Below are 22,141 nucleotides of genomic sequence, written 5' to 3'. Positions count from 1 at the left end.
AATAGATGGATAGAGGGATTAAAAATGACCTTGAACCAAAGCATCGCTTTTTTAGGAGCAGGGCCAATGGCAGAAGCTATAATATCAGGCATCATAAATAAACAGATTATTCCTGCTCCCCATATATTTGTTCAAAATCATCATAATAAAGAGAGACTATTAGATTTACGAAATAAATACCATATTAATATAGATAATGTTGAAATCGAAAAAGCCGATATCATCGTATTGGCAATGCAACCTAAGCATTTAGAACAAGCATTACTTTCCATTAAAAATAAAGTAACACCAGACAAAGTAATTATATCTGTCGTTACTAGTGTAAATACCAGTTATATGGAGGAATGCCTTGGTGGACAGCCGCAAATGATTCGAGTCATGCCGAATACATCCAGTATGGTCGGAGAGTCTGCAACTGCATTATCCGCAGGTGCTTACACATCAAAAGATTCTGTTGCTCTCGCAATGGAAATTTTCAGAGGTATTGGTGAAGTATACCAAATCGAAGAAAAACGTATGGATATATTTACGGGAATTGCCGGCAGTGCACCTGCTTTCTTTTATGCATTAATGGAACAAATGGAGCAAGCGGCTGTCGAAGAGGGATTACCAAAATCCATAGCTCGCTATGCTATTGCTCAAACAGTCTTTGGATCGGCTAAAATGGTTCTTGAACAAGAGGAATCGTTTGCAGAACTTATTAAAAATGTTGCTGCTCCTAATGGACCTACGGCAAAAGGATTGGAAGCTCTCGAGGCTTTTGGCGGCAATAAAGCAATAATAGAAGCAGTAAAAGCTACAGTTGAAAGATCAAAAGAAATGGGGGAACCTTTCGTTAAGGTCCTTTCAAAATGATAAAAGTTAGAAACAGGTCTGTTTATGCAACGCCCTGTTTTTTATTATGCTTGGCAGGATTTGCTATAAAGGATCTTTAGCAAAACGAATAATTTGGAATTCAGGCAAATGAGGAGATAATTCAGTCAGTTTGAACAATAATTCAGCGAAATCTAGACATAATCCCGCGAATTCCAAGCATTATCCCGCCAATTTTTACAATAATCCCGCAAAACGCTAAACAAAAAAAGTTGTGAAGCACACATGCCATCACAACTTTCCTTTTTAAAATACCGTTTCAATAAGAAGAAATATGTTCAATGCTACTACCAATCCCGCAACAATCCAGCCAATGATAGTTGTAATCCGATGATTTACAAGAGCACCCATAATTTTTTTATTACTTGTAAAAATAATTAAAGGTATTAATGCAAAAGCAATCCCAAATGACAGAATGACTTGGCTGATAACTAATGCACTAGTTGGATTCACACCCAGTATAATGATGGCTAATGGCGGAATCATGGTGATCGCTCTTCGCAGATAAAGATTGATATGCCTATTAATAAATCCTTGCATTACAACATCTCCAGACATAGTACCAACAGAAGAGCTTGAAAGCCCTGCAATTAAGAGTCCAAGTCCAAAAGATATGGAAGCGACCGGACCAACATAATGTTTAAATTGATCATAAGCAACATTCAAATCTTCTACCACTAACCCGTGCTTGTGAAATAAGGCTGCTGATACCACTAGCATACTCATATTAATGGCACCGGCAATAATCATGGCAATCACGATATCAAAAAACTCAAATTTAAAAATTTGTTTCTTCTCGCGGTCATTTCTCCCAACAATTCGATTTTGTGTTAAAGATGAATGCAAGTAAATTGCATGAGGCATAACAGTTGCTCCCAGAATACCTGCACCGAGTAAAATACTATCAACACCTTGAAATTTCGGAAGCACAAGTCCTTTCGCAACTTCACCCAAATCGGGTCTAGCCAAAAAGGTTTGTAAGGCAAATGCCAATACAACGATTAAGACCATTGCAGCAATTCCTGCTTCTAAGGAACGGTAACCTCTTCGCTGCAGCTCTAAAATAGCAAAGGAGCCGACAGCAGTGATTAAAGCAGCTGGAACCATCGGAATATCAAATAATAAATATAGTCCCAGGGCTGCACCAATAAATTCCGCTAAATCCGTTGCAATGATAACAAGCTCACTTTGAATCCATAAGAAGATGGAGGCTCCTTTTGAAAATCTTTCTCTTGCAATTTCAGGAAGATTTTTCTGAGTAGCAATCCCTAATTTTGCTGAAAGAGATTGAATAAGTACCGCCATTAAATTCGATACTGCAATCACCCAAAGTAAAAGATACCCGTATTTAGAACCAGCAGTTATGTTAGTAGCAAAATTACCGGGATCAATATAGGCAACAGCCGCAATAAACGCCGGTCCTAGAAAAGGAAGGATTCTTTTAATGCCTGAAACTTCGCCTCTGAGCACTGCTCTTGCATTGGAAGTTGTTTTATTCGTTTTTGGTATATATTTACGTGGTAATGTTTTATCGCTCAATTTTTGTTTCCTCCCTACTCAAAAGTAAACCTTCAACAAAAAAGTTTCCTTAGGGAAAATTAGTATATTTACATTGTATTCATGTAATTCGAAAATGTAAACTATTTTAATTGATTTTTAGTTAATTAGTTTTTAAGTTTTTTCAACCTGATCTTCATACTTAAATCATGCCCAACTTTGTCTTTAATCACTTGTGTTTCTTGTTGTTATAATTTTAGGAAAAGTAGAAAAGTGTTATAATTAAATTACTTATATTTTCAATTAAGAAGGGAGAAACCATGGAGAAAAGTAATAAAACTGGAAAACCTTTTAAGGTTCGTTCATTTACTGTCGAACGTGGAAAAATAAAAGAATTTGCAATGGCTATCGGAGATGAAAATCCTTTATATTATGATGTTGGAGCAGCGAAAGAACAAGGCTTTCGGGATATTCCTATCCCACCTACATTTCCAACTGTCATAGAAATGTGGAGCGGGTTAGATTTTGAAACATTAATTCGCGAACTGGAATTGAACCCATTAAAGGTTTTGCATGGAGAACAGGAATATGAATATTTGGATGATATTTGTGCGGGTGATGAGATTAGCTGTACAGCTAAAGTAATTTCTCATATTGAAAAAAGACGAATGAACTTCATTACAATTGAAAATCAATTTTCACGTGATGGAAAAATTGTATTAATAGCTCGAAGCAATATTATTGAAAGAAATGAATAAAAGCTCTTTTCTTAAAGTTAAAATCGTTTTTGGATTTTATCTATCCATTCAAAAATCAGCAATAATAAATGAGGTGAAAAAATGAGCGAATTAGAAACGTTGCAAAAAGATACCATTACGCATACGCAGCTCGTTCGATATGCCGGGGCATCCGGAGATTTTAATCCTATACATACAGTTGTACCCATTGGAGAAGAGGCAGGTTTAGGCGGTGTGATCGCACATGGAATGCTTGTCATGGGGATGGCAGGGGAAGCATTAACAAAATGGTTTCCAAGACAAAATTTAAGAGCTTTCAAAGTGCGCTTTTCGGCTATGACCAGACCAGGCGAAAAATTGTCCATCGAAGGAATAATTGATGATGAAAAAAGCGTAGACGGAGAAAGGAGATGGATCGGCAAAATTTTTGTAAAAAATGAAAACGGAGAAGTTAAATTAAAGGGAGGATTCGAGGTTAAAAAGCCATAAATCGGCTACTGCCATTTCTTTACTATCTCTTTCTAAAATGATGATATCAGTACGATTTTTTTGACATTGTTTTCAAAAGAATTGTATAGTTTTATTCATGAGGCATGTTTTTAAAACGAAAAATTAAGTCTTTATAAGGATTCACAAAAAAGCAATACTTTTTTCGAAAACTGCCTTTAATAAGGGAGAGAGGTATTATAATGGATTCAAGAGTCTTTCGCAATGCTATGGGGAATTTTGCAACGGGAATAACCATTGTCACAACAGAATCGGAAGGTGAAATACATGGCATGACTGTTAATGCCTTTATGTCTGTTTCACTTGATCCGATGTTAGTAGTTGTTTCCATAGATAAAAAAGCAAGCATGTACGATATTATGCAAAAAACGAAAAAATACGCTGTAAGCTTTTTAAAAGAAGAACAAACAGATTACTCCATGATATTTGCAGATCAAATGGACGGGAAAGAAAAGGTAGAATATGATCGGTTAGATGGACAGCCGGTTTTAAAAAATGCCTTGACCACCATAGCATGTGAAGTGCAAGATATGGTGAAAGCAGGGGACCATATGTTGTTTATCGGAAAAGTAACAGATATTGCTATAAATGAAGGTGACCCGCTTCTATACTTTGGCGGCAGTTATCGGAAATTAAAGGACATCGAATAAGATGTTCTTTTTTTGTGACTTATTCATTGTCAAACGTATTTGTAATAGTTTTAACAAAAGAAAAGGAAAAAAGAATCTGTGTTCCTCCTTCTCAAGACGGAGGTAAAATCAAGCAAAAATAGGAGGACATTGAAACAGAGTAATATATAATAATTATAAAGATTTCTTTTCGGATGAGTTAGAAAGGGTATCCATTTCAGAAAAGATTCAATTTATGAAAGAGGTCGAAAAGGAAATTTTACAATACGATCCGCGTATTATTGGTACGGATTCTTGCAGCATAAAAAGTGTCAATACTACCCGTGCACTTTCCAATAGTAAAGGACTTTCTTTGCATGATAAACAAAACTATGTATTTTTTATGATCAATGCCATTGCAAGAGACGGAGAAGAAACAAAAACCGCTTATAAATTTTTTACAACTAAGGATTTTGCATCACTTGATCCAAAACAAATCGCAAAAGAAGCAGCAGAAGAATCGCTCTCATTTTTAGGTGCGAAAACCATTGAAAACAAAGACTACAAAATATTACTAAGAAATGATGCAGCTGCCCAGTTGTTAGCTACATTTTCTACTGTATTTTCTGCAGAAAATACACAGGCGGGTAAATCCTTATTAAACGGAAAAATTGGTGAAAAAATTGCACATTCCAACGTTTCAATAATAGATAATCCTTTATTGGAAAGTGGTTTAGCTAGCAGAACATTTGATGGGGAAGGCGTAGCATCAAGAAAGTTGGCAGTTGTTGAAAATGGTGTACTTAAATCTTTGCTTCATAATCAAAAAACAGCGAAAAAGGATAACACTTATACGACAGGGCATGCTTCGAAGCAAACTTATAAAAGTGCTTTATCTGTAGGACCTTCTAATTTTTATATTCAACCTTCATCCAAAGGTTTTGATGAACTATTAAGTTCTATTGATGAAGGCGTGCTCATCACTGAACTATCAGGGTTACATTCAGGTACAAACCTAATTTCTGGCGATTTTTCTGTTGCAGCAAATGGTTTTTATATAAGAAACGGAAAGGTGGATTCACCGGTTAACTTGATGACGATCGCAGGAAATTTCTATGAACTGCTAAATAACATACATGAGGTAGGATCTGATTTAATTTTCCCATTTTATCATGTTGGATCTCCATCCGTAACGATTAGTTCCTTATCGGTTACAGTAGAATAGTCCGTGATGAAAAAAACGTCTCACCATTTTTGGAGAGACGTTTTTTTCGAAAAGGATTATTTTTTTATAAAGCTACTTTACAATAGACAATAGTTGTCCAATTCGAAGCGTATTCGATTTTAAATGGTTGGTCTTCTTGATTTGTGTTATAGATACTTTATATTTCATGGCAATTTTTGATAGAGAATCACCGCGAACAACCTTATATTTAATGGTTTTCGGTGTCACATCAGTAGTCTTTATTATTGGTTTTGCATTAGTACTTGATTTAGTCGTTGGTGCAGGTACTTTAACGGTTGTTTTAATCGTAGTTTTATAGTGTATGGTTAAAATTTGACCGATACGAAGCTTACTTGATTTTAGTTTGTTATCTTTCATAATAGCAGAAACCGTTATTTTGTATTTATTCGCAATTTTCGATAGAGAATCCCCTCGTACCACTTTATATTTAACGGTCTTTTTGACTGTTTTCGTTATCGTTTTTGTAATGGTTTTTGGCGGTACCGGCTTCACAGGCGTTTGCGTTTTCGGTGGTGTCTGATTTTTTTCCGGATCAGAAGGATTCCCCGGTTTGCTTGGTATCATTTGAATAGGTTCACTTGTCACAGGAATTACCAGTACTTGTCCCACTTTAATAACATCTGATGTTAAGTTATTGGCTGTTTTCAATTCTTGTACGGTAATATTATATTGTTTTGCAATTTTCGTGAGAGTATCACCACTTACCACTTGATACGTTATGCTCGTTTGCGGCTGGTCAGTTGTCTCTTGATTTCCATTAGGACTTGCTCCTGGACTTTGGTCCAATACATTACGAAAATAATTCCACATTGCTGTATCTTCCTGATTTAAACTCCAGCTTCCTGTCCCTTTTAGGTTGTATTTACTTACTAATTGAATTTTCTTTGTTATAGATTCTTGATTGTCGTACCAAAGGATATAATTGCCTGCCGTTAATTCAACACCTCCAACTTTTGTCGTTGGATCAGTTGCCTTAATAGTAAAGGTTACTTTAGGACATTGCTCCGTTGTGTCATAATCTACTTTTCCATTATAGGCTTGGATTATATCATTTATTAATTTATGAGAAACTCCGGTTCCATTTACTTTCGTTCCATTAGAAGTTGGGCCGTCTGTTTTCCAAATTCGACCGTATAAAGGAATGCCCAAAACAATTTTGTCTGACGTTACTCCTTGATTCAGTGCATACTGTATGGATTTCTCTACCCATGGAAGTCCTGCTACAGGTCCATTAGAAGTATCCCCATCCCAATTTTCATCATATGCCATTATCATTAAATAGTCACTGTTAAGGGAGAGCGCATTATAGTCGTACATTCCTTGCCAGCCTTTTGTCCAGCTGTTAGGATTGGCCGCTACAGCAATAGATACTTCTTTGTCAGGAATTTGCTTGTTTAATTTTGTAACAAAATCGGTGAAATTTGTGCGATCTGCCTCTGTTAAACCTTCTATATCTATGTCTACTCCGTCTAAATTGTATTGATTAATTTTATCTACCAATTGTTTTATTAATTGCTGGCGATTAGCAAGCCCAGCACGTCCAATAGTCCGATCCCAATTATTGCTTAAATAAGGAATTACTTTTAAACCTTGACGGTGCATTTCATCGATAAAGGTTGGATCAAATTTTGACGTAAGAATAAGATTGCCATTCGTGGATATCTCAAAATAATTGGGAGCAACGGCATTTAGAGAGCCTTTCGTTGCGGCAACCTGATTAAAATAAGAACTTTTTGTCCCGAAAAATAAATAGGACATATTAAACTTCGAGGAATTAGTTGATGCTTCAGCAGAAGCATTTCCAATAAAGGAAGTCGACAACATCGTTGCAGACAACGCTATTCCCACAAAAGAGTTACGCAGTCGAGATTTATTCATGTAGTTCTCCTCTCTTGTTACTATTACGTTACAAAAATATTATAATAAGATTTCAAGAATAAGAGAATAGAAAATAATTTGGTAAATAAGATTTTTTAAACGATTAGAGGAACGAATAGGGATTTTTTAGAATTACTAATATGATGGAATTTGACCCCGATTTATTGGTTTGATAGAATTTAAAGGTTGAAGAAATATAGTTTTTACATTTTATAGGAGGAATTCAAGTGCAATCGGGCATTACTCATAATCAATCGGTTAGCAAAAAATGGTTAGGTTTTGCAGTGTTTTTAATCGTTTTTGCTGTTGGTTTATATTGGGCTAAATGGAATCCATATTTTCATAAAGCCATTTTAGCCTCCAAAGAACATAATATCGGAACTTCGCTTTTAGCGGGAATGACTGGTGGGAATTTCTCGGAGGTAGTAAAATCAGCTTGGAATTATTCTATCACTTACTTTTTAGCAATCTGGAAAGCGTTATTAGTGGCGACTATTGTCGCTTCCCTTATGCAGGTAATCGTTCCGCGCGAATGGCTGACTCGCGTACTCGGAAAAACAGGCTTCCTAGGTTCTGTTAGCGGAGGGTTATTAGCGTTGCCAGCAATGATGTGTACATGCTGTGCCGCTCCAGTTGTTTCTGGCTTAAGAAAATGCTCTAGTTCAGTAGGTGCAGCTATTGCCTTCTGGTTTGGGAATACAGCACTAAATCCAGCTGTTCTTATTTTTATGGTGTTTGTTTTGGGTTGGAAATTTACGATTTTAAGACTAATTCTTGGAATTATCTTAGTGTTCGGTGTAAGTTATTTGGCAAATCGGATAGCCAAAAATGAGGCTGCAGATCCCGCGATGATGGAAAAAATGAATAAAAAGGATAAACTCAGTGGAAAGCCTTTATTGGTTCGCTGGATTTATACCTTTGGGAAAATGCTAGTTACGATTCTTCCATTGTATATTTTATCTGTTTTCGTCATGGGACTTCTTATTTCTTGGGTTTACCCAACGCTGAATGGTCATGCCATTCATTCATTTTGGCTTATCATTGCCTTTGCCATTATTGGTACATTATTCGTCATTCCGACAGCAGCGGAAATTGCCATTATTCAAGCTGTTCTGGCACTAGGACTTGGACACGGTCCTGCTGCAGCTTTATTAATAACTTTACCTGTCATTAGTATTCCATCGATCATTATGGTCCGCAAAGCATTCTCAAAGAAAACGATTGCGTTTTTAACGATGAGTGTGATGGTGCTAGGAATCGTTGCAGGCTGTATAGGGACATTTATATAATTCATCCCTAAAAGGATCACGTTCACTTCCACGTGATCCTTTTTCGGTTTATTGGAGGATTTTTTACTATTTTTATTGAATATGTTTCTATTACTAGATGGGAGTGATATAAATGTATGTTTGGTATGTTAGCTATGGATCCAATCTTTGTAAAGATAGATTTATGTGTTATATCCAAGGAGGAAAGCCTGAAGGTTCGGTAAAGATTGAAAAAGGGTGCAGAGATCAAACACCACCTGAAGCGGATGAAAAAGTAGATCTAATGTACCCGTTATATTTTGCAAAAGAAAGGAGCAAGTGGGGAGAAGGCGGAGTAGCTTTTATTAGTCACGACAAGCTTTCCGCTTGGAAAACAATTGGCAGAATGTATTTAATCACAGATGAACAATTTGAAGATGTCGTGGCACAAGAAAATAATCAAGACAAACTATCAATTGATTTACATAAAGTAATAGAAAATGGCTATCAAGATATAAATAAGAGTTGGTATGGAAGAATCCTTTTTTTAGGCTATAAGGACAAGGCACCTATGTTTACATTTACAAACCCAAATCCAATGAATGATGAAAAACTCACCCTTCCGCCTGCATCTTATTTAAAAATAATTTCACGGGGATTAATGGAATTAGGTTTACATACGGAAGAAATTATCCGGTATTTCAATACTTGTATGGGGATTAATGGAAAATTTACTACTGATAAATTGCACCAATACATATTTAGTGAGCGGGGATAAGAGTTGAAAAAGGGTTCGTTTTTATCATTATCATTGACAAGGATTTTCATGTTTTTACTTTTAAGCAGCAGTTATTTTACCTTTATTAGTGACAATGATTCGTTTAAACGAATATACATTATTGCAGCTATGATTATATATATCGTGAATCATTTTATTCAATTTTCTACCGAGAAAATATCTGTTCGATTGTTATCTTTTTCTATTGATTTTATTTTAAGTGCGGGATTTGGTTTTTTATTTATTAAAGAAGAAAGCTTAATTTATTTAATATTCTTCGGTGTAATAGCTACTTCTATTTTTCTAGTTATGCAACACAAAAAGATACTAGTCTTGTTTTCTGTTATCTTTTTTATAATATGGATCCTAATAAGCTATGAAAAATATATCTTCACACAGACGTTTTCCATTGGAGATAATATTTTAAACTTCATGTTCGTTGTATTTTGTGCTATTGTAGGAAGCTTAATTCGGAATTTAATCAATGCAAGAGAAACCATCTCGACCCAATTCACACAATTGAACGATTCTCATGAGGAACTTCGGAAAGCACATCAACAATTAAGCGAATATTCAAAGCAGGTAGAGGATTTAACCGTCATTCAAGAACGAAACCGAATAGCGCGCGAAATTCATGACACGGTTGGTCATAATATGACAGCATTATTAGTACAAATCCAATTAGCAAAGGAACTCTTGAAAATAGATGTGCCAAAGGGAGAGGAGGTTCTTGATGTTTGTGAAAAATTAACGAGAAACTCCTTAGAAGAAATTCGTTTATCTGTCAGAACGCTGCGAGACGAAAAGTCCGAACAGCTTTCATTCGTTCCATCGCTTAGATCGATGTTATCTAATTTTTCAACTGCATCCGGTTTGGAAACCAACTTGAATATTGTAGGTGATCCAAAACTTATATCATCGTCTCTTCAGCCTACGATAAAAAGGGTGATCCAGGAGTCTCTAACGAATGCTAAACGGCATGGATTAGCAACATTTTATAAAGTTACCATACAAATCTCCCAAAATAATGTTTCGATGGAGATTTTCGATAATGGCCAAGGGACCAAAAATGTTGTGCCAAGTTTTGGGTTAATTAATATGAAGGAACGTATTCAAGAGCATGGCGGAGAAATACATTTTGAAGGTAAAGTTGGGGAAGGGTTTTATATCAATATATCCATCCCACTAAAACAGTTGCAGTGGAGTTCTACGGAGGTAAAAAGATGATTAAGATAATCATAGTGGATGACCAGCCTCTTATCCGGGAAGGTCTTGGTACCCTTTTAAATTTACGGCCGGAAATAGAGGTAGTGGGTATGGCAAGTGATGGGCTCGAGGCATTGAATGTGGCCCTTGAAAAACGGCCTGATTTAATATTAATGGATATTCGTATGCCAAATATGAATGGGGTAGAAGGAACAAGAGTGTTACGTGAAAAGCTGCCTGATATCAAAGTATTAATGCTTACAACCTTTAATGATAGCGAGCTGATCTATGATGCCTTGCAAGAGGGAGCCAGCGGCTATTTGTTGAAGGATATGTCAACCGATACGATTGTTCAATCGATCATGACCGTATACCATGGCGGAGTGGTTCTGCCAAAAGATTTCACCAATCAAGTATTAGCAGAGAAACGAAAGACAAATTCAGCGAATGATAAGACAGAAGAAATACCGAGCCTTATCAAGGAATTAACAGAGCGTGAATTAGAAGTGCTAAAACTATTAGGTCTTGGGTTAAACAATAAAGAGATCGCTAACACACTGTATATTACGGAAGGTACAGTCAAAAATCACGTCTCCAACATCATACAAAAATTAACGATAAGGGATCGAACGCAAGCGGCTATTTTTGCCGTACGTTATGGGATCACGACTTTTTCGATATGACTTTTGGCATATTGGAATATGAAGAACGGCACGCCATGTGCCGTTTTTTTATGCGCCAAAATCTATCTGCAGAGTGATGGAACGAAACCTCCTTCCATTTAAAATAAAAACAGATTTAAGAAGAGGAAGATAATAGTCAGGAGGAAAAACAAATGCTAACGATATCAAATATTAAAAAAAGCTTTAAAGATCACCATGTAGTCAAAGATGTATCATTTGAAGTACAAAAGGGGGAAGCGTTCGGGCTGCTTGGTCCAAATGGTGCCGGAAAGTCAACGACTATTTCCATGATTTGCGGACTGATTCCATATGATGAAGGGGAAATTCAGGTAGATGGATTATCCGTAAAGAAAAAGCCAATGAAAATTCGTGAAAAAATTGGGGTAGTACCTCAAGATATTGCTCTATACCCAACTATGTCCGCATACGATAACTTAGTTTTTTGGGGAAAAATGTACGGTTTAACAGGCAAAACAGTAAAGCAAAGAGCATACGAAGTGCTTGAAATCGTTGGTCTAAAGGATCGGGCAAAGGATAAAATCGAAACCTTTTCCGGTGGGATGAAACGCCGAATCAATATAGGAGCTGCTCTCATGCATGAGCCGGAGCTTCTCATTATGGATGAACCTACTGTAGGGATTGATCCGCAGTCAAGAAATCACATATTAGAAACCGTTAAACGATTAAATGAAGCTGGAATGACCATTATTTATACAAGTCACTACATGGAAGAAGTAGAATACTTGTGCAAACGGATTGCGATTATTGATTATGGGAAACTGATTGCAATTGGCGATAAGACAGAGCTTTGCAATCGCTTGGCTGGAGGACATATTTTGGAACTAACCGTTGACAATCCAAGTGTGGACTTTTTAATCCAACTGGAGAGTATTATCGGCATAGAAAATGCAAATATGAGAGAGGATGGGATCATTGAAATCATCCTTTCCGATAAAAATACGGTTTTATCGGAAGTGATATCACTAAGTCTTAAACAAAACATTTCCATCCAATCGATGCAAATAAAAGAACCAAATTTAGAATCTTTATTTTTACAATTAACCGGCAGGACATTAAGGGATTAGGAGTGAAGCAAATGAAAAGCATAGCAATAGCCATAAAAGATTTTTCCATTCGTTTTAAGGATAGGAAGGCAATAATCATGATGATTCTGATGCCCATCATCCTGACCGTTATTCTAGGTTCTGCTTTAAAAGGAGTGATGGGAGACTCATCCTCTTTACCAAAAACAACAATCGCTGTATACCAACAAGATGTGAATCACATAAGCAATCAATTTGTTCAGAAAGTTCTACAGGGTAAAAAATTAAAAAAATCAATAAAAGTAAAAAAGGTGGAATCGCAAAAGGAACTCAACCAATTGATCCAAGATAAGAAAGCGGACGTTGGTATAGTGCTGCCTAATAATTGGGGGTCAAACCGACAAGTCGCGATTATTAAAGTCGCTGCAGGAAAAGATTTTGAAGCAAATTTTGTCCGGCAATTAACCGAATCCTATTTAAAAACAACGATAGCTGTAACCGGATCTGCTAAACTGATTATTTCTGAATTAGCAGCGGAAGGAAAGACCGCTAATGAGTTGAATGCAATTGGATCGGAATTAACAAATAAACTTATGAATGGAACAAAAGAAGGAAATCAATATGTTTACGATAAACCTGTAGGGAAAAAACAAGTATCTTCCATTCAGTATTACGCGGCAGCAATGGCTGCAATGTTTTTATTATATAATGCGATGGTTGGAGGAAAATCTATCCTAACAGAGCGTGCAAATATCACTTTATCGAGAATGATGATTTCCCCAACGGGTAAAGGGTCCATCATGACAGGAAAATTTTTAGGAACCCTTTTGTATACTTTCATACAATTCCTTATTTTTATGGGGGCAACCCATTATGTTTTACAAGTTAATTGGGGAAATGATTTTATCCAAATTATTGCAATTGCCATTGCGTACAGTATTTCGGTATCAGGACTATCCATCATTGTAGCCGCCTTTATGAAAACAGAAAAGATGGCTGATTCATTAGGCGGAATGCTTGTGCAAGTACTGTCTCTGCTAGGAGGCTCTATGATTCCTATTTCGGTATTTCCGCAGGCTTTACAAAAAATCTCGATGGTTGCACCTAATTCTTGGGCATTAAATAGCTTTACCAATATTATGTCGGGAACCTCTTGGGATAGCTTGATTATTCCACTTTGTACATTATTAGGAATTGGAATCATTGCTACATTAATTGGAACTTTGCGTTTTCGAATGTTATCAAATTAAATACGATGGAAGGAGTAATGAAAGTGAGAAAAGCATTATCTGTTTGTTTATTTGAAATGAAAAGATCTTTGAGCAAGCCTTCTGCCTATATAATAATGATTGTAATGCCAATTATTTTTACACTATTATTCGGAAGCATATTTGGTCAGGATTCATCACAAGCAATTGCCATCAGTGTTGTTGATAAAGATAATAGCCATTTATCAAAAAGCATCATAAGCAGATTACATCAAGATGCAACATTAAAAGTAAAGGAAAGTAGCAATAAGAAAGCCACAGAGTTATTTAAGAATCACAAAATCGATGGGATTATCACCATTGAAAAGGGGTTCCAAGACAAAATAACAGCGGGTGGGAACCCTACTCTATCTTTCCAGCATCAACCTGGAGCATCTAGTTCCATCTTTGTAAAACAATCGTTAAACCAAGAGATGGAAAGAATGAAATTACAAGTAGTTTCCGCTTTGGAATGGAGTAAGGCAAGTAACAATATTAATTGGAAAGAGATGTTTGACAAAATCTCCAATTCTAAAGACGGCACTGGAGAATTGACAAAGATTGTATCGCCAAATGATAAGAAAAAAACGTTAAGTGGGATGTCTTATAGTTCAGCAGGATTTTCTATTATGTTTGTCATGTTTATGATGATGTCTGTTACAGGGGTCATTATTGAAGCGAAGAATTCTGGAGTCTGGTCAAGATTATTAACGACTTCCATCACAAAATTTCAACTTTTACTAGGGTATTTATTGGCATTCTTCCTAATTGGCTGGGTACAGTTCGCCATATTAATGACCTTCTCATCTTTCGTTTTTCATGTAGAATGGGGTAATATCATAGGGTTAATTGTTTTAATCTCCGCGTTATTACTGTGCGTAGTAGGGCTTGGGCTGGCCATTGCAACCATTGTAAAAACAACGGAACAACAAACCGCTATTGGCTCATTAATTATAGTTTCTACCTGTATGCTGGGCGGTGTCTACTGGCCACTAAGTGTTGTTCCAAACATCATGCAAAAAATCGCCAATTTTGTTCCGCAATCATGGGCCATGAAGGGATTTACAGGGTTAATTGCAGAAGGAGGGACATTGCCAGATATTTTGCAGCCAGTAACAATACTATTAGGATTTGCTGTTGTATTTCTTTCATTTGGATTATTTAGAGTAAGAACTAGTTCATGATAAAAAAGTGCCGGGGTGAACCGGCACTATTTTTTTCCTAGCTGTTCCTGTGCCATTCTAATCATTTCCTTGACCATGTTACCACCGATTGGACCGCCTACTTTCCCAGCTTCCTCGGCAGATAAATTTCCGTTATATCCTTTTTTTAATGACACACCTTGTTCTTTTGCTACTTCATATTTTACACTGTTCGGATCTTGCGGATCGACTTTATATCCCTGTTTTGCCATCACTTGTCCTTTGAATGAATCCAGTGCATTCCGGACTCCGGGTACAAGTGTTTGTCTATTTCTTCTCGCCATCAACAATCCCTCCTTTTCATTAGTTTTTCCACCTTTTATTTTTTCATGTGATAGTGTATCCTTACTTTTTGGAGCAGAATAAAAAACAAATGCGCAAGCGCCTGGCTCTGGCATACGGATGAGTGGAATTTGAAGTCTAATTTTCCCTCGTAGTCTTCGACTGAGATAAGGAAACACAGTATGGAGACGGAGAAATCCGCTAGCCGATTGGCGCTGAAGCAACACGTAGGTATATATAAACAATTTTACGGGGGAATAATTTTGAACTGTCAATCAAGCGAAGAATTACAAGCATTAGTGAATGAATGCAGAGATTATGCGAAACAAGGGAAGGTAGCTGATTATATACCTGCATTAAAAAAAGCAAAACAAAATGATTTATCCATCTCGATTTTTTATCCGGATGGATATGGGTTCTCTGCAGGAGATTGTCAACAATCCATGACTCTGCAAAGTATATCAAAGGTAATTAGCCTAGCACTTGCCATCATGGATAGGGGAGTGGACTATGTTTTTGAAAGAGTCGGTCAAGAACCAACAGGAGACCCGTTCAATTCTATTGCAAAATTAGAAACAAATAAGCCTTCTAAGCCGTTGAACCCAATGATCAATGCAGGTGCTTTAGCCGTTACTCATATGATAAAGGGTGCAAATGTACAGGAGCGATTACACAGATTAATGACCTTCATCCATGCCATTACAGGAAACGATCAAATTAAAGTAAATGAAGAGGTTGCTGATTCTGAATTTAAGACTGCAGACTTAAACCGTTCACTTTGTTATTTTTTGAGACAGCATAATGTCATAGAGGAAAATGTGGAGGATTTAATTGATCTATATACAAAGCAGTGTGCCATTGAAGTAACCTGCTTGGATTTGGCTAAAATCGGCTGCATCTTGGCGATGGACGGGGTTGAAATGTCAACCGGGAAGCAAGTGATACCACATGAAATTGCCCGAATATGCAAGACATTTATGGTCACATGTGGAATGTATAATGCTTCAGGTGAATTTGCTATCAAAGTAGGAATTCCAGCGAAGAGCGGTGTTTCAGGAGGTATTCTTGGAGCAGTCCCTGGTAAATGCGGGATTGGAATATATGGTCCTTCATTAGATGAAAAGGGAAATAGTATAGCTGGGGTAAAGCTATTGGAGAAATTGTCCAAAAAATATTCTTTAAGTATGTTTTAACATGTTCTTTCATCCCTTCTATACATAGGACAACACACATTTAAAATTCTTCAGGATAAATACATAATCCGTTTTCATGTATTTAGAATTAAATGTAAAAGATACTACATATCATGTACAGAGGGGATGAACGTGAACTTTAGAAGAACGCTAGCCTTCAGAAATCATAAATGGGTAGAAATTGACTTTAAGCAGCTGCAAAAAGGGGACAACTTTAGGATGTTTGAACTAAATGGGGATGAAGTTCTTGATGAATATGGAAATAAAACAATGCAAGCTAAATCAGATCCATATTATGATCTTGAACTTGAATGCTGGATAATAGATTTAGAGGATTATGAATAGGAAAAGAGCCTCTAATAGTAGAGACTCTTTTCTTTTATAAATTATTTTTTTAAATCTTCGATCGAATCAATTTTCATATATTTTGGAACGACAATACCTATTTTTACCCCAGTCATACTTGTTCCTATATCTTCAAATTTACCATTATATTTTTCAGAATAATTTTTATGTGTTAATGGAAGCCATGCAGAAAGGGAAGCATCCGCACTGCCGTCGGCAACAGCTGTCCACATAGGACCAGCTTCTACTTGCGTCAATGTAACATCAAACCCTTGGTCTTCAAGTACCTTGCCAATCACATTCGTACTTGCAATTTCACTATCCCACGCTACATACACCAATTTAATTTTCTTTCCGTTCACTTTTTTTGTACCATCTGTCCATTTAGCAACCTTTTCTGGATTATCTTTCACCCAATTTGCAGCAGCATCTGCTGGTTTTGTGCCTTGTTGAATATCAAGCATTACTTTTCCCATATCATCCTCTGACCACTTAAAGTTACTTAGAATCTTATAAGCTTCTGGAAGATCTTTCTTTAATCCTTTTCTGGCAATAGTATGAATTTCTTCTGCGCTTCCATATACACCTTTTGGATCCTTAAGGTATTTTAAATCATATTTTGCAAACATCCAATGTGGGTTCCAACCTGTAATAATTATAGGTTCTTTTTTATCATAAGCTTTCTTTAATGTTGCAGTCATCGCAGCGCTTGATCCAGAAACAAGCTGCCAATCATCTAATTTATAATCCTTTAATGCTTTATCTGTTGCTTCCATAATTCCTGCACCTGGGTCAATACCAATTATTTTATGATCAACACTGTCTCCAACAGATGATTTGTTAGAGCTAGCCTTATCACTTCCACATGCTGCAAGACTGAATGAAAGTGCAACTACAGAAGCAAACCCGATAATTTTTTTCCACATTATAAATTCCCCCTTTTCTTTCTTTTGCCAGCGTTTTGTGTAATTCTGTCTAAAACGATGGCAACAATAACAATAGCGATACCCGCTTCTACACCGACACCAATTTTTAATTGTGTTACTGCCCGATACACTTCTTCTCCTAACCCCGGTGCACCTACCATAGATGCAATAACAACCATTGAGAGTGCAAGCATGATGCTTTGGTTAATGCCGGCCATGATAGTAGGCATAGCAAGCGGAAGTTGTACCTTCAATAACCTCTGAGAAGTAGTGGAACCAAAGCTTTCCGTCGCTTCAATGATATCTGCAGGAACTTGCTGAATTCCTAAAATGGTAAGTCTTATTGTCGGAGGCATCGCAAATATTACCGATGCAACAACACCCGGCACCACTCCTATATTAAAAAAGAAGATGGCTGGTAGCAGGTACACGAAAGCAGGCATTGTTTGCATGAAATCAAGGATTGGTGTAACGATTTTGCGAACCATTGCTTTTTGTGAGGACCATATCCCGATTGGTATTCCGACGACAATGGAAATGATAACCGAAGTTAAGACAAGAGCCAATGTGTTAAGCATTGCATCCCAATATCCAAGATAATCAATGATTAGGAAGCCGATAAAAGAAAAAATCGCAATGCTTTTTTTGGTTAGCCATAAGGCAAGCAACCCAATAATAATCGCCAGTATGATAGGCGGTAATAGACCTAATACTTTTACAATACCGTCCACTGAGTTTTCAACTGCAGAAGAGACACCGTCAAAAAGTCCGCCAAAGGTAGTAGTTAGCCAGTCGACAAATGTATCGATCCAATCTGCTAATGGTATTTTAGGGAGCCATTTATCCATCTTAATTCACCTCCTTCAAAGAAGAAGGTTCCAGAATTTCTGCCTGATGAATATAAGTTTCATTCCCGGCAAGGGCACCAATTAATGCACCTCGAATGACAATTCCTTTCATCCTGGAGCGTTCATCCACTACTGCAACCGGAATACTTGCAGTGGACACCATTTCAAAGAGATCCGTCAGTAATGTTTCACTCGGAACGGTCGTAATTTCCCTAATTAGTACTTCCTTAAGAGAGATGCCTTTTTCGACTGCTTCTTTGGCACTTTGCGCGGTAACTGCACCTAATAAACGATTTTGTTTATCTACTACATAAATAGAAGAAATACCAAGATTCTTCATCAAAGTTAGAGCTACCCTGGGACCTTTCTCCACTTGTACCGTTTCAGCACGTTTCATAATATGCCCTGCAGTCAATACCTTAGAGAAATCAACATCTTCTACGAATCTTTCAACATATTCATTGGAAGGATTCATTAAAATTTCTTCCGGTGTGCCAATTTGCACGATATTGCCATCTTTCATTAAGGCAATCCGGTCACCAATACGAAGAGCCTCATCAAGGTCATGGGTTATAAAGATAATTGTTTTCCCCATGGTATCATGCAATTCCAGCAATTCATCCTGCATATCTTTTCTAATTAACGGATCCAATGCACTAAAGGCTTCATCCATTAACAAAATATCAGGATCATTTGCTAAAGCTCTTGCCAATCCAACTCGCTGCTGCATACCGCCGCTTAACTGATCGGGATATTGATCTTCATAACCATTTAATCCGACTAGTTTTAAAGATTGTAAAGCTTTTTCCTTCCTTGTTTGTTTATCGATTCCTTGAATTTCCAACCCATATTCAGTATTTTGGAGAATGGTTCGATGAGGTAATAGCGCAAATTTCTGAAAAACCATACTGATTTTCTTTCTACGGACATTACGAAGCTGTTCCTTTGTCATGGAAGTAATGTTTTCGTTATCAATGAGAATTTCGCCATAAGTGGGTTCAATTAATCGGTTTAGCATTCGGACCAATGTAGATTTACCACTCCCGGTAAGTCCCATGATGACGAAAATTTCACCATCATACACCTCAAAATTAGCCTGATTTACTCCAATGGTGGCGCCGGTCAATTTTAAGATTTCTTGTTTTGATTTTCCATTTGACAATAGCTGAGACGCTTTTTTTGTATGTTTGCCAAATATTTTTGTGACATTCTTTACTTTTACTTTTGTCTTTTTGTTTTCTTCTATCATCCAATCACCCCTCTTAGTTGCCACCATATCATTTTATAGAAAGCGGAAGGGAACACTCAAACTCCATATTCCTTTATATTCCGTATGTACAGTTCGTAAAGTAAAAACTGTACGTACTTGATGGTGTGTGTTCTCAAATATCCTTCCATTTCCTCTTGAATCCTCCCTTATGAACACACTTTACATTCCTAGTGGAAACGGATAGATTATTACATGAGGATTTTTTTGAGGCTCCATTTCTTAAACTTTTGTATACATAAACACAATAATATCCTTTTTCGGATGGATGAATGAATAACTGTTAAGAAAAGATGCCCTGAAACAAAGTCTGGATAGGGAATAATTAGAACAAAAGAAATAATGCATACGAAAACAGCCATTTATGATTAGGATGTGAATATTGTTGAATGCGAAGGATCAGCTTGAAAAAATCAGAGAACGGGTCATCGAGTCCATTGCACAAAATATGAACCTATATGGAATTGCTCCTTCCATTGGAAGACTATATGGTATGATGTTTTTTCATCATGAGCCATTAACTTTAGATGAAATGAAAGATGAGCTCGGAATGAGCAAGACAAGTATGAGTACATCTGTTCGAGCATTACTAGAATTAAAAATGGTCGATAAAGTTTGGAAAAAGGGTGTACGCCGGGATTTATACGCAGTAGAAGGGGATTGGTACCAAAATTTTATCGATTTATTTTCTGTCAAATGGAGAACTGCTATTTCCATGAATACAAATACTATCTTAAAATCTATTAAGGAACTTCAAGACATGTTACTCCATGAGGAAATGGATAAAGAGATAAAAGATATTATTAAAAGTGATATTGATAAATTAGAATATACATTGGAATATTATGATTGGCTGAATCGTTTAGTTGATATTTTTGAAAGCCATGAAATCTTTAATTATGTACCCAAAAAAGTGAAAGAATAACTATTAAACGAGATTCAACTTTGTTGAATCTTATTTTTTTTGCATCAAATCATAAAACGTTTCATACGATTAAAGGGTGAATTCTTTGTTGGGGGTTTTGTTATGAAACATTCAATTAGTAAGGCAGATTCCTTCCCACTTCGTGAAAAAGATTACCCTGCAGATATCCAGCCATTTTTAGAAAATAATAAAGAACATATATACGAACTTGTCACACTTGTGAAACATCTGGAGGAGTATAATCTTCTTTCCATTGTTAATGAATCTATAACGAAATATTCAAATCGATTAAATGGAATAAACAGTAAGGACATGGACCAATTAATATTTGGAATAAAGAAAGGAATCGAAGAAGGTTCTGCAAACATAGATACAGGAAAGGATATTAATGCCTTTCAGTTAATGAAGTATTTGAAGGATCCCGATATTAATCGTGCAATAAATTTTCTGGTTCATTTTTTAAGGGGAATGGGAAGGACATTAGAATAGAGTTTTAGAGAAGGGCAGGGAAGGCCCTTCTTTTTTATTTAGCAATATTGTAGTTATGTCAACTAATTGTGGTTATAATATCTTTTATTTTTGTAGAAATTACTTAAGGAGCAGAATTCTTGCCCTTTTGAAACAAATATTTATACTTGATTAAGTAAAAAGGAGGAACAAAAATATGAAAGCTATTGTAATTGAACAATATGGTGATAAAGAGCAACTAAAAGAAAAAGAGGTTCCAGCTCCAAAAATCAATGAGAACCAAGTCTTAGTGGAAATGAAAGCCACTTCTATCAATCCAATCGATTGGAAATTAAGAGAGGGTTATTTAAAGGAAATGATGCCATTTGAGTTTCCGATTATTTTAGGATGGGATGCAGCGGGAATTATTAAAGAAGTAGGCAAAAATGTAAAAAATTTTCAAGTGGGAGATGCTATTTTTTCCCGTCCGGCAACCACTCGTTTTGGTACATATGCGGAATATGTTGGAATAGATGAAGAGCTTTTAGCAAAAAAACCAGAAAACATTAGCTTTGAAGAGGCAGCGTCGATTCCATTAGCTGGCCTTACCGCTTGGCAGGCTTTATTTGATGTGGCACATTTGGAAAAAGGCGAAAAAGTTCTTATTCACGCTGGATCAGGCGGTGTGGGAAGCTTAGCAATACAGCTTGCAAAGGAAAAGGGTGCTTATGTGGCAACAACTGCAAGTGAAAAGAATCATGCGTTTTTAAAAGAGCTCGGTGCGGATGAAGTAATTGATTATAAAACGACAAATTTTGAAGAAGTATTGCATGATTATGATGTTGTGTTCGATACGATGGGTGGAGAAATCCAAACCAAAAGCTATCAAGTGTTAAAAAAAGGCGGAAGATTAGTAACGATTGTCAATGCGCCAGATGAAGAAAAAGCTAATGAATATGGTGTGACAGCAAGCAACGTTTGGCTGCAACCAAATGGGAAACAATTGGAACAGTTAGGCGCCTTACTTCAAAATGGGAAATTAAAAGCGATTGTTGGACATGTGTTTCCGTTCTCAGAACAAGGTTTAAAAGAAGCACATGCGCTTAGTGAAAGTCATCACGCTAAAGGGAAAATTGTCATCAGCTTTGATTAAAAA

General features: G+C 36.5%; 22 protein-coding genes and 1 pseudogene. 17 read left to right on the top strand and 6 right to left on the bottom strand.

Features of this window, described 5'->3' with window-relative positions; genetic code table 11:
- Positions 1–24 precede the first annotated feature (24 nt).
- The gene (gene proC / locus NSQ59_RS13120) at positions 25–855 is read left to right on the top strand and encodes a pyrroline-5-carboxylate reductase (protein ID WP_340831592.1); all 831 of its coding nucleotides are present in this window, start codon (positions 25–27) and stop codon (positions 853–855) included.
- A 264-nt stretch (positions 856–1,119) separates the two neighbouring features.
- Here the strand turns inward: proC and NSQ59_RS13115 are convergent, their stop codons facing one another.
- Positions 1,120–2,382: an Nramp family divalent metal transporter gene (locus NSQ59_RS13115; RefSeq protein ID WP_321198422.1), complete on the bottom strand. Its 1,263-nt coding sequence runs from the start codon at positions 2,380–2,382 to the stop codon at positions 1,120–1,122.
- 308 nt (positions 2,383–2,690) lie between these two features.
- Between NSQ59_RS13115 and NSQ59_RS13110 the strand changes: the two genes are divergently transcribed.
- The 4 genes from NSQ59_RS13110 to NSQ59_RS13095 all read left to right on the top strand — a co-directional run bounded on the left by NSQ59_RS13110 (position 2,691) and on the right by NSQ59_RS13095 (position 5,447).
- Positions 2,691–3,128, top strand: a complete 438-nt coding sequence (locus tag NSQ59_RS13110) for a MaoC family dehydratase N-terminal domain-containing protein (protein ID WP_126646969.1) — start codon at positions 2,691–2,693, stop codon at positions 3,126–3,128.
- Positions 3,129–3,209: 81 nt separating this feature from the next.
- Positions 3,210–3,596 (top strand): MaoC/PaaZ C-terminal domain-containing protein, encoded by a 387-nt coding sequence (locus NSQ59_RS13105; RefSeq protein ID WP_055739760.1) that lies wholly within the window; start codon positions 3,210–3,212, stop codon positions 3,594–3,596.
- 200 nt (positions 3,597–3,796) lie between these two features.
- Positions 3,797–4,264 (top strand): flavin reductase family protein, encoded by a 468-nt coding sequence (locus NSQ59_RS13100; protein WP_055739759.1) that lies wholly within the window; start codon positions 3,797–3,799, stop codon positions 4,262–4,264.
- A 142-nt stretch (positions 4,265–4,406) separates the two neighbouring features.
- Positions 4,407–5,447, top strand: a complete 1,041-nt coding sequence (locus NSQ59_RS13095; protein ID WP_340833161.1) for a TldD/PmbA family protein — start codon at positions 4,407–4,409, stop codon at positions 5,445–5,447.
- 72 nt (positions 5,448–5,519) lie between these two features.
- On the opposite strand, the gene NSQ59_RS13090 is transcribed toward NSQ59_RS13095, so the two are convergent.
- On the bottom strand, positions 5,520–7,346 hold the full coding sequence (locus NSQ59_RS13090) for a LysM peptidoglycan-binding domain-containing protein (RefSeq protein WP_340831586.1): 1,827 nt from the start codon (positions 7,344–7,346) through the stop codon (positions 5,520–5,522).
- A 227-nt stretch (positions 7,347–7,573) separates the two neighbouring features.
- Between NSQ59_RS13090 and NSQ59_RS13085 the strand changes: the two genes are divergently transcribed.
- From NSQ59_RS13085 to NSQ59_RS13055, 7 genes are all read left to right on the top strand, one after another.
- A complete protein-coding gene (locus NSQ59_RS13085; RefSeq protein ID WP_340831584.1) occupies positions 7,574–8,635 on the top strand; it encodes a permease in 1,062 nt (353 codons plus the stop codon).
- Between the two features lie 112 nt (positions 8,636–8,747).
- Positions 8,748–9,371, top strand: a complete 624-nt coding sequence (locus NSQ59_RS13080) for a hypothetical protein (protein ID WP_126646974.1) — start codon at positions 8,748–8,750, stop codon at positions 9,369–9,371.
- Between the two features lie 3 nt (positions 9,372–9,374).
- Positions 9,375–10,598, top strand: coding sequence for a histidine kinase (locus NSQ59_RS13075; protein WP_126646975.1), 1,224 nt, complete (start codon positions 9,375–9,377; stop codon positions 10,596–10,598).
- Positions 10,595–11,260, top strand: a complete 666-nt coding sequence (locus NSQ59_RS13070) for a response regulator (RefSeq protein ID WP_055739753.1) — start codon at positions 10,595–10,597, stop codon at positions 11,258–11,260. The genes NSQ59_RS13075 and NSQ59_RS13070 overlap by 4 nt, the downstream gene beginning before the upstream one ends.
- A gap of 152 nt (positions 11,261–11,412) precedes the next feature.
- Positions 11,413–12,345, top strand: coding sequence for an ABC transporter ATP-binding protein (locus NSQ59_RS13065; RefSeq protein WP_126646976.1), 933 nt, complete (start codon positions 11,413–11,415; stop codon positions 12,343–12,345).
- An 11-nt stretch (positions 12,346–12,356) separates the two neighbouring features.
- Positions 12,357–13,553: an ABC transporter permease gene (locus NSQ59_RS13060; RefSeq protein ID WP_055739751.1), complete on the top strand. Its 1,197-nt coding sequence runs from the start codon at positions 12,357–12,359 to the stop codon at positions 13,551–13,553.
- Positions 13,554–13,576: 23 nt separating this feature from the next.
- Positions 13,577–14,734 (top strand): ABC transporter permease, encoded by a 1,158-nt coding sequence (locus NSQ59_RS13055; RefSeq protein WP_340831577.1) that lies wholly within the window; start codon positions 13,577–13,579, stop codon positions 14,732–14,734.
- 26 nt (positions 14,735–14,760) lie between these two features.
- Here NSQ59_RS13055 and NSQ59_RS13050 read toward each other — a convergent pair whose 3' ends face one another.
- Positions 14,761–15,036, bottom strand: coding sequence for an alpha/beta-type small acid-soluble spore protein (locus tag NSQ59_RS13050; RefSeq protein WP_055741221.1), 276 nt, complete (start codon positions 15,034–15,036; stop codon positions 14,761–14,763).
- 261 nt (positions 15,037–15,297) lie between these two features.
- Here NSQ59_RS13050 and glsA point away from each other — a divergent pair, with 261 nt between their 5' ends.
- On the top strand, positions 15,298–16,227 hold the full coding sequence (gene glsA / locus NSQ59_RS13045) for a glutaminase A (RefSeq protein ID WP_340831574.1): 930 nt from the start codon (positions 15,298–15,300) through the stop codon (positions 16,225–16,227).
- A gap of 132 nt (positions 16,228–16,359) precedes the next feature.
- Positions 16,360–16,572, top strand: a complete 213-nt coding sequence (locus NSQ59_RS13040; protein ID WP_126646980.1) for a hypothetical protein — start codon at positions 16,360–16,362, stop codon at positions 16,570–16,572.
- A gap of 41 nt (positions 16,573–16,613) precedes the next feature.
- Here the strand turns inward: NSQ59_RS13040 and NSQ59_RS13035 are convergent, their stop codons facing one another.
- Genes NSQ59_RS13035 through NSQ59_RS13025 form a run of 3 tightly spaced genes read right to left on the bottom strand, consistent with a single transcriptional unit; the run spans position 16,614 to position 19,595 of the window.
- Positions 16,614–17,498, bottom strand: a complete 885-nt coding sequence (locus NSQ59_RS13035) for a glycine betaine ABC transporter substrate-binding protein (protein WP_340831571.1) — start codon at positions 17,496–17,498, stop codon at positions 16,614–16,616.
- Complete coding sequence (locus NSQ59_RS13030) at positions 17,498–18,346, bottom strand: ABC transporter permease (RefSeq protein WP_340831569.1); 849 nt, start codon at positions 18,344–18,346, stop codon at positions 17,498–17,500. Before NSQ59_RS13030 ends, NSQ59_RS13035 begins: the two co-directional genes overlap by 1 nt.
- Position 18,347: 1 nt before the next feature.
- Complete coding sequence (locus tag NSQ59_RS13025) at positions 18,348–19,595, bottom strand: quaternary amine ABC transporter ATP-binding protein (RefSeq protein WP_340831568.1); 1,248 nt, start codon at positions 19,593–19,595, stop codon at positions 18,348–18,350.
- 403 nt (positions 19,596–19,998) lie between these two features.
- Here NSQ59_RS13025 and NSQ59_RS13020 point away from each other — a divergent pair, with 403 nt between their 5' ends.
- The 3 genes and pseudogenes from NSQ59_RS13020 to NSQ59_RS13010 all read left to right on the top strand — a co-directional run bounded on the left by NSQ59_RS13020 (position 19,999) and on the right by NSQ59_RS13010 (position 22,138).
- Positions 19,999–20,538, top strand: coding sequence for a GbsR/MarR family transcriptional regulator (locus NSQ59_RS13020; RefSeq protein WP_126646984.1), 540 nt, complete (start codon positions 19,999–20,001; stop codon positions 20,536–20,538).
- A gap of 393 nt (positions 20,539–20,931) precedes the next feature.
- Positions 20,932–21,027 (top strand): annotated as a pseudogene (locus NSQ59_RS27920) (DUF1641 domain-containing protein); the annotation flags it as partial.
- 175 nt (positions 21,028–21,202) lie between these two features.
- Positions 21,203–22,138: an NADP-dependent oxidoreductase gene (locus NSQ59_RS13010; protein WP_055739742.1), complete on the top strand. Its 936-nt coding sequence runs from the start codon at positions 21,203–21,205 to the stop codon at positions 22,136–22,138.
- Positions 22,139–22,141: the final 3 nt, after the last annotated feature.

The organism is Margalitia sp. FSL K6-0131, from assembly GCF_038008735.1.
Taxonomy (GTDB): domain Bacteria; phylum Bacillota; class Bacilli; order Bacillales; family Bacillaceae_C; genus Margalitia; species Margalitia shackletonii.
This window is presented reverse-complemented; position numbering and strand designations above follow the sequence as displayed.